We start from the raw sequence: 12,106 nt of genomic DNA on the forward strand, positions 1-12,106 counted from the left end.
GGCTGCATCTTCTCCCCACCCCCATGCCAGCCGTGAATTCCCCTTCACAAGCTGCACACTTAAAGCACTTGTAGGACAATGGTCTTCAGCAAGGGGGGGAACTTGCCAATGGAGAGTTTTTAGGGGGATTAATCCATGGCACCTACGTCTCACGTACCAACATCGCAGGCGCCGATGCCTTACGCGCTGTCGCACGCCGCTGAGAACCGATCCAGTGACAGGGAATTCATCGAACCAGCAACGGGCTTTTCGCTTCTCCACACAATTCAACTTGGCCAGTCAGCTAATGCCGCCACTTCTCCAACCGCAAAAGTGGCACCGACCTATAGCGGATGTTCCGTTGCTTCCGGGACCGCTGTCATGACGGCATTACCGCCCGCCGTGGCCACTCCTGCGGCAAAAAAGACGCCGCAAACACCGCACGTCGTCCAGCACTGTGAGCAGAATCTGAGACAGGAGCTTGGCACGATTACTCGCCGCGTCTTCGACATTATCGCGGGTCGCCGGCGAGTCAACGATTTGCGTCGTATCAACATCGACCCGATTATTCACGCTGCGATACTCACGCTGTCGAAAAACACCAGCCTCAAAGGTGTCGCGTTGCAATCCTTCCACGCCAGCGCTTCAGCGGACGGCAAAAAGGTCGAATTCCTGGGTAGTTGCCGTGTCGGTCCGCGCGTTCGCGCGTTCACGGGCACGTTCCGCCGCGGAACAGCAAAAACGCGGCCATGGATTATGACCGCGTTTCGTGTGCTTTAGTGCTTAGCGACGGCGCTTGCGAGCCGCCTTCCGACGCTGCGCCCGGTTGCCCTCACGCTCTTGATCCATGCGCTGCTGCTCTGCACTGCCGTCCTCGCTGGGGCCGGAGTAGGTCATCTGCTGATTTTTCTCAGCAGCTTCCGTTGGCAGAGCCGGAGCCTGGTTTTCCTGCCCCTCAGTGTTTTCCACTGCGGGCATAACCTGCTTACGGATTAGGAACAGCTGACGAACCGATTCTTCCTTGATGCCGTCCATCATCGCGGTGAACATGTCGTAGCCCTCACGCTGGTACTCCACCAGCGGGTCAGCCTGGGCCATGGCGCGCAAGCCAATGCCCTCCTTGAGGTAGTCCATCTCGTAGAGGTGCTCGCGCCACTTCTGGTCCATGACGTTCAGGATGGTGAAGCGCTCAATGTTGCGCATCTGGTCGTCGCCACCAATTGCGGAAACCGCATCCTCAAGCTGGTCGTAGCTGGCGGAGATATCCGTGTGCAGAGCCTTGGACAGCTCATCGGCCGAGAGGTCACCCGGGGTACCGAAGTCAGAGCCATCGATGAGCTCCTGCGCCGTAAACGTCGGGCTGTAGAGCTGCTCAAGGGCATTCCACAGCTCGTCGAGGTCCCAATCCTCCACGTAACCGTCAGCGGTGGCACCGTTGACATACGCGTCGACGACATCGTCCTGCATGTCGCGAACCTGAGTCTTCAAATCCTCACCTTCGAGGATGCGACGGCGCTCAGCGTAGATGACCTTACGCTGCTGGTTCATAACCTCGTCATACTTCAGAACATTCTTACGGATTTCGAAGTTCTGGCTTTCCACCTGAGCCTGAACGCTCTTAATGGAGTTGGAGACAACCTTGGAGTCAATAGGAACGTCATCCGGGACATTCAGAGTGTTCATCAGCGCTTCCATGCGCTGGCCGTTGAAGCGAACCATGAGATCATCGCGCATGGACAGGTAGAAGCGGGTAACACCCGGGTCACCCTGACGACCGGTACGACCACGCAACTGGTTGTCAATGCGGCGCGACTCATGGCGCTCAGTGCCCAGGACGTAGAGTCCACCGGCCTCACGTACCTTGTCAGCTTCTTCCTTCGACTGCTGACGAACGCGCTCAATCTCAGCGTCCCACGCCTCTTCGTACTCTTCCGGAGTTTCCACCGGGTCCAGACCACGAGAGCGCAGATTCAGGTCAGCGATGATGTCCGGGTTACCGCCCAGCACGATGTCAGTACCACGACCGGCCATGTTAGTTGCCACGGTAACGCCTCCGAGACGACCCGCCACCGCAACAATCTCAGCTTCCTTCTCGTGGTGCTTTGCATTCAGCACAGAATGAGGAATACCTTCGCGCTGCAGGAGCTTGGAAAGGTACTCGGATTTCTCGACTGATGTCGTACCAACGAGAACTGGCTGGCCCTTTTCATGGCATTCGCGGATGTCCTCGACAACAGCGGCGAACTTTGCCTCCTGCGTCTTGTAAATCAGGTCGGGCAGATCCTCGCGCTGCTTCGGGCGATTCGGCGGGATCGCCATGACGTTCAGCTTGTAAATCTGGTGCAGCTCAGCCGCTTCAGTCTCAGCCGTACCGGTCATACCGGACAGCTTGTCGTAGAGGCGGAAGTAGTTCTGGAGCGTGACGGTTGCCAGCGTCTGGTTCTCGTTTTTAATCTCCACCCCTTCCTTGGCCTCAATTGCCTGGTGCATACCCTCGTTATAGCGACGGCCTGCCAGCACACGACCGGTGAACTCATCGACAATGAGAATCTCACCATTACGGATAATGTAATCCTTGTCGCGGGTGAACAGCTCCTTGGCCTTCAGGGCATTGTTCAGGTAGCTGACCAGCGAGGAATTTTCCGGAGCATACAGGTTTGAAATACCCAGCTGATCCTCAACGAATTCAACACCCTCTTCACGAATACCGATGGTGCGCTTACGCTCATCGACTTCGTAGTGAATGTCGCGCTTCATACGCGGCACAATCTTGGAGAACGCCAGGTACCAGTGCGGATCGCCATCCGCCGGACCGGAAATAATTAACGGGGTACGGGCCTCGTCAATCAGAATCGAGTCAACCTCATCGACGATGGCGAAGTGGTGCCCACGCTGCACCAAATCGTCGAGCGAATGCGCCATATTGTCGCGCAGGTAGTCAAAGCCGAACTCATTGTTCGTGCCGTAGGTGATGTCGGCAGCATAGGCCTTGCGGCGCTGGTCCGGGCTGAGCTCAGAGAGAATCACCGAGGTCTCAAGCCCCAGGAAGCGGTGGACTCGACCCATCCACTCCGCGTCACGCTTAGCCAGGTAGTCATTAACCGTAACGACATGAACGCCCTTGCCTGCCAACGCATTGAGGTATGCGGGCAACACACAGGTCAGGGTCTTACCTTCACCAGTACCCATTTCGGCAACGTTGCCGAAGTGCAGTGCCGCACCGCCCATAACCTGGACGCGGTAGTGCTTCTGACCCAGCACGCGCCAGGATGCCTCACGCGCCGTGGCGAAAGCATCCAGCAGCAGATCGTCTACATCGGCACCGTCAGCCAGCTGCTTCTTAAACTCCTCGGTCTTGGCGCGGAGTTCATCGTCTGAAAGAGCTGCGTACTCGTCTTCCTTGGCGATGACCTGATCTGCAATATTGCCAAGCCTCTTGACAGCGCGGCCTTCACCAATGCGGAGCAACTTGCTGAGCGAAAACACTAAATTGGGACCTTTCCGGCCGATTCACGTCGAACTTTAATGTGCAACGGTTGATTATACGACGAACCCGCCTTCCCTTCTAAGAGAAGACGGGCTCATGTGAGCAATTACTTACCAATACACAGCTCTGTGCGGCATTGCGTGCTCTTTTTGATGAAGACTTACTTCTCGTCTTCCTCTGCCAGCTCAATCAGACCGTAGTCGTATGCGTGACGACGGTAGACCACGGACGGACGAGAGGTTGCCTCGTTAACGAAGAGGTAGAAGTCGTGACCGACGAGCTCCATCTCAGACAGAGCATCTTCGACCGTCATCGGAGTTGCGGAGTGCTGCTTGGTACGCACAACCTGGCCCGGACGTACGTCCTCAACCAGATCCTCGTACGGATCAGCCTTTTCCGGAGCCGCTGCCTCAGCCTCTGCAACCAGCGAAGCAGTTGCCTCGCCGACGGACATCGGTGCACGGTGGCCAGAACGGCTAATCTTGCGGCGAGCCTTCACCTTACGCAGGGAGCGCTCCATCTTGCCCAGAGCAGACTCCAGTGCAGCGTAGAAGCTATCTTCCTTCGCCTCCGCACGAGCCAGGTGCCCCTTGCCAGTAGCGGTGATCTGAATACGGTCAGAGCGGTCTGCACGGCGCGGATTCGGCTCGTGCTGGAGCTCCACGTGGAAGAAGGTCAAAGTCGGGTCGAGGCGCTCAATCTTCGCCAGCTTCGCCTTAACACGATCTGCGAAGTGCTCTGGAACCTCAACATTGCGCCCGGTGATGGTCACCTGAGCGTTCGGGCTGAGTACCTCGTTGTTGTCAGCAGGTGTGGACACTTGCTACCTACCTCCCGGTATGGCCACCGCCCTTCCGTGAGCGGGATTACTCACGGCGTCTACGGTGACGAGTCTTTCTGCACCCCCAGGATACAGTTCCGGGGGTAACCAATGCCACGTTCCCCTCGTTTATTTTTCGCTTGCCGACGACACCCCTGCGTCTACGCCCGGGCGAGTACCAACACCATGTCGATGCGAATCCCCAATGACGCTGCCACCAACTCGGTTTCCGCTGCAGTGGCACCAGTGGTGGCCACATCATCAACCAGAATCACTGTCACCTGGGCACACCGTTGTCGCAGCTTGCCACTAATTCCGTGCTTGAATTGCGTCAGCGGCACAATGTGGCCAGAAAGGTTTCGTCTGCGTTGAGAAGCCCCAAGCTCCGCGGAATCCCGCGTGCGCTCAGCAATGCGCACCAGGGGCAATACCGAACTAGAGGGGAGCTGACTGCAGGCAAAGTCGCAGGCAATTGTTACCGGATCCCCACCCCGTTGTCGACGGGATGACAATCTTGTCGGCGCGGGAATCAAAATGACGGGGGTAATTTCCGGGGGCATTATATGGCCGTCTGAGGCCAGCCTTCGTACCGCAGCGGCGAACACGGCCCCCATGATTCGTCTGGCTTCACCACTGCCCCGTTCTTTGGCCGACAAAATGAGATGTCTCCTCGCACCGGAGTACGGACCGCAGGTCCACGCTGCTGCGCGTAACGCAGCCCGCGGTGAAAACCGCACTGGAGGTTGCTGAAGATCGTCCTTGCAATCACGACACAGCGTCCCGGAGCAGCCGCACACCGGGCAGGTTTCCGGTATCACGAGGCCAATCGCATCGCGAGTGACGTCGTAAAGCACGCGCAGTACATCCTGCGATGATTTCCCCTGCGCCATTGATCCCCTCCCCGATTTGCGCTTACTCCACAGACACCGGAGCCATTCGACCACGCGCACCCGGAACCTGGCGCCAGAACTGCTGTTGCCCCTCGCTGGAGATCAGCTCCATAACACCGGTGGCATCCAATGCGTAACGCTTCGACGAGGTCGCGGTAACCACAGGAATTGGCGGTGTCAGGTTGAGCTTCGGCAGAACGGAGCTGGTCGCACCGTCCGGGAAGGCACTCCACATCGGGGTGTCTCCGCTGTAACCGCCCACCGTGACCGTTTGATTCGGCGACCACGTCAGTGACACCGGGGAAACGTTTTCAGGGAGCGGCAGAGCGCGCGGATGCGTCAACTTCCATGGTTTGTCGTCATGCCTTTCGATGGTGGCGATATAGACCTCACCAGCGATAATCATCGCTACCTGCGTGCCTGAAGAATCGACGCGGAATTCAGAAATACCGGCGCTTGGGTGCCCCGTGTCTTCGCCGCCGTCAAGAAGGTGACTGAGCTCAGAGGTATCAACCTCCTCCTGCTGAATCCGGGACGACGTCGACTGCCGAACCAGGCGTACGACGGTTGTACCGTCCTTCACTGTCCAGACCGCCTCGGCATCTGGCGACCATGTCGGACGGGTGAGACTCTCGCCAGTCAGCACAGGAACCGGCTGATCTTGTATTCCGCCGAGCATCAATGTGGACTCCCCAAGGTCATACGAACCGGTACGACCATCCACAGCCGAGCGGAACACGGCGGCAATAAGCTCGCTGCCATTAGGGTTGATGCCCACTGCCGCGGAAAACACCGCAGTGCTGCCGCTGGCAGTCCAGCCGCGTCCCACAGGTGTGGCGTGGCCGTCAGCAATCTCGTAGATACCGCTGCGGTCGACCGTCCGCAACGGCGCGTTATCAGCCGGTAGATGATTCGGGTCGTAGAGCTGGATTGCGTCGGTATCCTTCGTCCACGGCTCGTCGTGGCTGGCAATTAGTGGTTCGCCGTCGGCCATGAGGATCCACGGACCACGGAAATCTGCCGAGTCGAGAGTCCAGATAATCTGTGCCGCGAGCATGACACGCAGTTCCTCGGAAACATCACCCAATCCGGTGATTTCGACCCTGCGACCGTCCGAGTTGGACACAGGTCCTGCTTCCACCGCAATTGAGGCATTGGGCTTGAGCACTGTGGTGACGCCCGGTCGCAGTGGTGCTGATGGTCCGTTCTTCAGCTTTGTCAACAGATTGGTCGCGCCATCGGTGACGCCACGATAGAGCCAACGACGATCTGTGACCAAATGATTACCCGCCGGGTCGAGGAAATAGACATTGCGAGGCACATTGTTTTCCAGGAATGCCTGACGCTCCATGACAACACCGTCGGGCAGCGAGGAAATGCGCCACTGCCCATCCGAACCGAGCTTCATCTCCACGGTTTCCTCATAGTCACCGGACTGGGGCTCATAAGCACCATCAGTACCAAATTGACCAACGCTGCGACCTCGGGCAACGAAGGACTGTCGAGAACCTCCTTCATCCCGTTGAGCGATGAGGTTGACACCGTCGAGAATGCGGGCGCTTTCGTGCGGCTTCCAACTGGCCGCAAGTTCCGGGGTCATGAAGGCACGCATAGCTTGAAAATCATCAACCGGATGCGCGGCCGCGGCGAAAAAGTCGCGCAGGACAATGTCTGCATTGACATTCGGCCGTGGCTGCGGAACCTCAATACGAACTTGGGGCGGCTCAAACGGACGCAGCACCTGGGGGCTGGTGTTCCTCGGAATGGTGGTACATCCTGCGGCCGTGCCCAAAATGATCACTGAGCTAAGCGCCACTACCTTACGCAGGACGCGACGAGCCTTTGACTGTTGCTGCGCCGTCATTTAAATATCCTCCTCTCGTGCCTGTCGGGATTCGCTATCGCTAGTCCGCTGCCCCTTATCCTGATCCTGGCTCTTGACTTGCGGTGCAATCGAATCCGATTCCAACTCCCGTGCACCAATTTCCTGCTGATGCGGAATCTGATCGGGCAGCGGCGGAACTTCTAGGCCGAGCGGATGCTCACCGAAGCTCGCATCAGGCTCCAGTGGCACAGTCAGGCGGAAACAGCTACCGACCGTCGGCACGCCAAATGCCTCCAGTTCCCCACCATGCAATTGTGCGTCCTCACGCGCGATCGCCAAGCCAAGTCCGGTACCGCCGGTGCGTCGGACACGCGAGGGGTCAGCGCGCCAGAACCGGTTAAACACCAGCTCTTGCTGCTCCGGCTTTAGCCCCACACCGTGGTCAACGACCGTAAACGAGACCGCGGAATCGCTCGCCTGCACTGTGACATCCACCGGATTGCCCTCACTGTGGTCAACAGCGTTGGCCATAAGATTGCGTAGCACGCGCTCGATACGACGCGAGTCGACTGTTGCCATTACCGGTTCATCGGGCAGGTGGAAGCGAATGGGTGTACCGGTCTCCTTAGCCACGACCGTTACCTGCTGATAGGCAGCATCCACGCAGCGACGGACATCGACCTTTTCTGCGGACAGGTCAGCAACGCCGGCATCGTGGCGTGAGATCTCAAGCAGGTCATTGAGAAGCATCTCAAAACGCTCAAGCTCCTCATTCATCAGCTCAGCTGCGCGGCGAGTCGCCGGATCGAGGTCCTCAGCGCCGTCAGCAATAAGATCGGCGGCCATACGCACCGTGGTCAGAGGCGTCCTCAACTCATGCGAAACATCGGAGGTGAACTGTCGCTGCAGACTGCCGTATTCCTCCAGCTGTCTAATCTGCGTCGACAGCGATTCGGCCATCTTGTTAAAGCTCATGGCCAGTCGCGCCATGTCATCTTCACCCTGCACGACCATGCGTTCGCGCAAGTGGCCGTCGGCAAAGCGCTGGGCAATCTGGGCGGCGGAACGCACTGGTGTCGTCACCTGATTGGAGAAGAACCAAGTAATACCGCCGAGAAGCGCCATGATGACTACTGTCGCACCGGCGAGCAGACCACGAACCAACTTAATAGTCGATTCCTCTGCAGCCATAGAGGTGACCAGATAGAGCTCGAGCCCATCAACCGAGGTAGAAGTAGGGCTACCGATAATTAACGCCGAGTACGTATCGCCGCGGTTATCAGTGACTTGACGTACCTGATACGCAATTTGCCCTTGTCGGACTACTTCATGCAATCGTTCTGGGACATCGGCCTTAATCGGCGATGAAGCCAACACCGTGCCTCGTGGCACCGGCGCCACGAGCAGCGGTTCATAACTTGTCAATGGCGCAGCACCGGAACCGGCTGCACGGTTCACAAGGGCATCGCGCCCCACGTTGAGCAGAGCTTGCAGCTCGTTGGACGAAGAGTTCTCAATCGCCTGCTCCACCACCGCGCGAGCACGGTCAATTTCCTCGTCGGCAGCGGTAACCTTTGCGTCGATAAGCCGCTGGGTAACAATAGTCGCCAGCGCGAAACCGAGTACCGCAATCACCATCGCGCTCAGTACCACGACAGAGGTCAGAATGCGCGCTTGGATAGACGTACGCCAGAGCGTAACCGCCCAGGTCACTCCCCTATTGGTGAAGTCTCGAAGCTTCGTTATTAATCGACGCAAGAATCGGCTCCCACTAAAGCTGACTGACCTTGATTAGTCACCCGTCTTGTACCCGACACCGCGGACGGTCAGCACAATCTGGGGGTTTTCCGGATCCAGTTCAATCTTCGAGCGCAGACGCTGAACGTGAACGTTGACGAGTCGAGTATCCGAGGTGTGCTGATATCCCCAGACCTTTTCCAACAACTCATCACGGGAAAAGACCTGCTTCGGACGGGATGCAAGAGTGTGCAATAGGTCAAACTCCAACGGGGTCAGAGAAATCTCCTTGCCATCGCGGAACACGGCGTGACCGGGCACGTCGATAGTCAGGTCGCCGACCTCGAGGGTCTCACTCGGGCTGTCCTCTTGACGACGCAGCCGAGCGCGCACACGCGCCACGAGCTCCTTCGGCTTAAAGGGCTTCGTGACATAGTCATCCGCACCGGATTCCAGGCCGAGGACCACATCGACCGTGTCGGTCTTCGCAGTCAACATGATGATCGGCACCGCCGATGTCTCTCGCACAGTGCGACAGACATCGACACCACCCATGCCCGGCAACATGAGATCCAGCAGAATCAAATCTGGATTCTCCCGCTCTGCTGCCTTGACAGCTTCGATGCCATCGTCGACTACTACTGTGTCGAAGCCCTCGCGCTCCATCACCATCGTGAGCATTTCGGCGATGGCCGGATCATCATCAACAACCAGGATTTTTGAGCTCATGCGTCATATTCTAAACGTAAAGCTATCTAGTTCTGTAGTTTCCAGTTGAGGTGGCTAGCGCAGGCGTGCACTGATCCATTCCACAAGACGGTCCGCCCCATCATCCCCCGTAAGCATCAACCATGGTGACTGCCACGAGCCCCCCGCGAACTTCTGGTACGCCGCCAGCGTGCGCTCCTGCAAACCCGAGTCCTTTTCGTAGGTATCCCTAGTTCGCTGCGCATCAGAGGCTTCCCGATTGCGTGCGCGGTCGGCTGCCACTCCCACCGACGTGGCCAGACAGACCTGAACGTCGGGAAGCGGAAGCTGGAAATCTCCGAATTCGGTCTTCTCAATCCACTCGACGATCGCCGGATCCTGCGTGCGAGCCAGGGAGTAGGCCGCGTTGGACGCGACGTAGCGGTCGATGATCAGAACATCGTTTTCGCGCGCTGCATCAACAATCGCTTCACGACGTTCTTTGCGGTCCAGAGCGAACAGGAGTGCCATTGCCCAAGCGGAGTCCGCAGTGTCGCCGAGCTGACCGTGCAAAGCTTGATCGGCGAAATCAGCGAAGATCGTCTGCCGGTACGCCGGAAAGGTCATCGATGAAACGGAGTGCCCTTGACTTCGGAGTTGATTGGTAACAGCTGTGACAAGCGTGTTCTTGCCAGCACCGTCGATTCCTTCGACTGCGATAATCAAATTTTTCTCCTCGCACACATGGCTACGACCAAGCCTTGGCTAGAACTAGTAGCGGTAGTGCTCTGGCTTATACGGACCCTCGACATCAACGCCGATGTATTCGGCCTGTTCCTTGGACAGCCGGGTGAGCTCGCCGCCAAGTGCCTCGACGTGAATGCGAGCGACCTTCTCATCCAGAATCTTCGGAAGACGGTGGACAGAGTTGTCGTACTTTTCGCCGTTGCAGTAGAGCTCAATCTGAGCGATTGTCTGGTCGGCGAAGGAGGTCGACATTACGAAGGACGGGTGTCCGGTGGCATTGCCCAGGTTGAGCAAACGCCCCTCGGAAAGCACGATCAGAGAGCGCTCTTCGCCGTCAGCATGCGGGAAGATGTACTCGGTGACCTGCGGCTTGATCTCCACACGACGGACATCATCGCGATGGTGCAGGCTGTGCATGTCAATCTCGTTGTCGAAGTGCCCGATGTTGCCCAGCAGCGCGTGGTTCTTCATCTGCTGCATGTGCTCGAAAGTAATGACGTCCTTGTTGCCTGTGGCGGTGATGACAATGTCGACATCTGCGATGACGCTCTCAGTAGCGACAACGTCGAAACCGTCCATCAATGCCTGCAATGCGTTAATCGGGTCGGCCTCGGTGACCTGAACGCGAGCGCCCTGGCCAACCAGTGCCTCTGCGCACCCCTTACCCACGTCACCGTAGCCACAGACCAGTACGTTCTTGCCCCCAACCAGCATGTCGGTACCGCGGTTGATGCCGTCCAGAAGGCTGTGACGGGTGCCGTACTTGTTATCGAACTTGGACTTGGTGACCGCATCGTTGACGTTCATGGCCGGGAATGGCAGCACTCCCTGCTCTGCGAAGTGGTAGAGGCGGTGGACACCAGTGGTGGTCTCCTCTGTGACACCCTTCACCGACTCTGCAATTCGGTGCCAACGGCCGGCATCCTTCTCCAGGCTGGCGCGAAGCATGTCCTTGAAGGCAATAAACTCATCCGAATCCGACTCTTCTGCAGGCGGCACCAGGCCAGCATCCTCGAATTCCATGCCCTTAATGACAGCCATGGTAGCGTCGCCGCCGTCGTCCAGAATCATGTTGGCATCTTCATCGCCCCAGTCGAAGATGCGGTCGAGGCACCACCAGTACTCTTCCAGTGTCTCGCCCTTCCAAGCGAAAACCGGAACACCCTGCGGGTCCTCCGGAGTGCCGTTTCGCCCAACGACGACTGCCGCAGCGGCCTCATCCTGGGTGGAGAAGATGTTGCACGAGGCCCAGCGGACCTGTGCGCCCAGCGCCGTCAACGTCTCGATGAGCACTGCGGTTTGAACCGTCATGTGAATGGAGCCGGAAATACGGGCACCGGCCAGTGGCTGCTGCTCCGCGTACTCTTCGCGCAGCGCCATTAGACCTGGCATCTCGTGCTCAGCCAGACGAATCTGGTGACGACCGGCCTCAGCCAGGGAGAGGTCTGCAACCTTGAAATCAATGTTCTTCGAGGACATGTAACGCTTTCTCTAGATTCTTTGACGTGAGATTCTTCTTAAAGAATTACTACTGGGGACGCGAGAGTTACTCTACCGCTTCGACGCAGTTTTCCAGCGCCGCCTGGTCAGACTCACTGAGTTCCCCCAGAAGACTATCGAACACCTCGGATGCGATAGCCAACGCATCTTCCTCGCTGCCGTGCGCCTCGGAGATTCCCTCCCGGATGAAGCTGTAGTCCTCCACAATGTCACCGCCGCTAAATGGCGCACCATTCCAAATTGCAATGATCACAGCCGCCGCGAGTGCGCATGCTTTCTCATCGCTATTTTCGGAATCCACCCCAATGCGGCCAGCATCAATCAATGCACCAACACGATCCTGTGAGTCGAGATCCTGAACCTCATCGAAGAGTTCAATGACCGAATCGCTACCAAAAATCTCAGTATCCCAGATGGACATGATAGGTGGCCAC

Annotated in this window: 10 protein-coding genes; 1 reads left to right on the forward strand and 9 read right to left on the reverse strand. The window is 57.8% G+C overall.

All coding sequences use genetic code 11. From position 1 onward, the window contains the following. The first annotated feature begins 135 nt into the window (after positions 1 to 135). Positions 136 to 759 carry a hypothetical protein gene (locus HMPREF2860_RS05530; protein ID WP_052155585.1) on the forward strand — a complete coding sequence of 208 codons (624 nt, stop codon included), beginning with the start codon at positions 136 to 138 and terminating at the stop codon, positions 757 to 759. Positions 760 to 762: 3 nt separating this feature from the next. Here the strand turns inward: HMPREF2860_RS05530 and secA are convergent, their stop codons facing one another. From secA to HMPREF2860_RS05575, 9 genes are all read right to left on the reverse strand, one after another. Then, positions 763 to 3,465, reverse strand: a complete 2,703-nt coding sequence (gene secA, locus HMPREF2860_RS05535) for a preprotein translocase subunit SecA (protein WP_038627913.1) — start codon at positions 3,463 to 3,465, stop codon at positions 763 to 765. 161 nt (positions 3,466 to 3,626) lie between these two features. Beyond that, positions 3,627 to 4,286 carry a ribosome hibernation-promoting factor, HPF/YfiA family gene (gene hpf / locus HMPREF2860_RS05540; RefSeq protein ID WP_038627911.1) on the reverse strand — a complete coding sequence of 220 codons (660 nt, stop codon included), beginning with the start codon at positions 4,284 to 4,286 and terminating at the stop codon, positions 3,627 to 3,629. Between the two features lie 161 nt (positions 4,287 to 4,447). Continuing rightward, complete coding sequence (locus tag HMPREF2860_RS11195) at positions 4,448 to 4,705, reverse strand: hypothetical protein (protein ID WP_052155584.1); 258 nt, start codon at positions 4,703 to 4,705, stop codon at positions 4,448 to 4,450. A 493-nt stretch (positions 4,706 to 5,198) separates the two neighbouring features. Further along, positions 5,199 to 7,040 carry an LpqB family beta-propeller domain-containing protein gene (locus HMPREF2860_RS05550; protein WP_038627909.1) on the reverse strand — a complete coding sequence of 614 codons (1,842 nt, stop codon included), beginning with the start codon at positions 7,038 to 7,040 and terminating at the stop codon, positions 5,199 to 5,201. Then, entirely contained in the window at positions 7,041 to 8,714 is a 1,674-nt protein-coding gene (gene mtrB / locus HMPREF2860_RS05555) for an MtrAB system histidine kinase MtrB (protein ID WP_038627906.1), read from the reverse strand. Between the two features lie 78 nt (positions 8,715 to 8,792). Next, entirely contained in the window at positions 8,793 to 9,467 is a 675-nt protein-coding gene (mtrA, locus tag HMPREF2860_RS05560; protein ID WP_070431948.1) for an MtrAB system response regulator MtrA, read from the reverse strand. A 54-nt stretch (positions 9,468 to 9,521) separates the two neighbouring features. Further along, positions 9,522 to 10,151, reverse strand: a complete 630-nt coding sequence (locus tag HMPREF2860_RS05565) for a dTMP kinase (RefSeq protein WP_038629425.1) — start codon at positions 10,149 to 10,151, stop codon at positions 9,522 to 9,524. A 45-nt stretch (positions 10,152 to 10,196) separates the two neighbouring features. Beyond that, entirely contained in the window at positions 10,197 to 11,651 is a 1,455-nt protein-coding gene (gene ahcY, locus HMPREF2860_RS05570) for an adenosylhomocysteinase (protein ID WP_049182268.1), read from the reverse strand. Positions 11,652 to 11,718: 67 nt separating this feature from the next. Then, the gene (locus HMPREF2860_RS05575; RefSeq protein ID WP_038627901.1) at positions 11,719 to 12,093 is read right to left on the reverse strand and encodes a DUF4259 domain-containing protein; all 375 of its coding nucleotides are present in this window, start codon (positions 12,091 to 12,093) and stop codon (positions 11,719 to 11,721) included. Positions 12,094 to 12,106: the final 13 nt, after the last annotated feature.

The organism is Corynebacterium sp. HMSC064E10 (assembly GCF_001812505.1).
Taxonomy (GTDB): domain Bacteria; phylum Actinomycetota; class Actinomycetes; order Mycobacteriales; family Mycobacteriaceae; genus Corynebacterium; species Corynebacterium amycolatum.

Bases quoted from the DNA above. Each gene is read 5' to 3' on its own strand.
- ahcY (WP_049182268.1), bottom strand. From the start codon at position 11,651: ATGTCCTCGAAGAACATTGATTTCAAGGTTGCAGACCTCTCCCTGGCT.
- mtrA (WP_070431948.1), bottom strand. From the start codon at position 9,467: ATGAGCTCAAAAATCCTGGTTGTTGATGATGATCCGGCCATCGCCGAA.
- HMPREF2860_RS05550 (WP_038627909.1), bottom strand. From the start codon at position 7,040: ATGACGGCGCAGCAACAGTCAAAGGCTCGTCGCGTCCTGCGTAAGGTA.
- HMPREF2860_RS05530 (WP_052155585.1), top strand. From the start codon at position 136: ATGGCACCTACGTCTCACGTACCAACATCGCAGGCGCCGATGCCTTAC.
- HMPREF2860_RS05575 (WP_038627901.1), bottom strand. From the start codon at position 12,093: ATGTCCATCTGGGATACTGAGATTTTTGGTAGCGATTCGGTCATTGAA.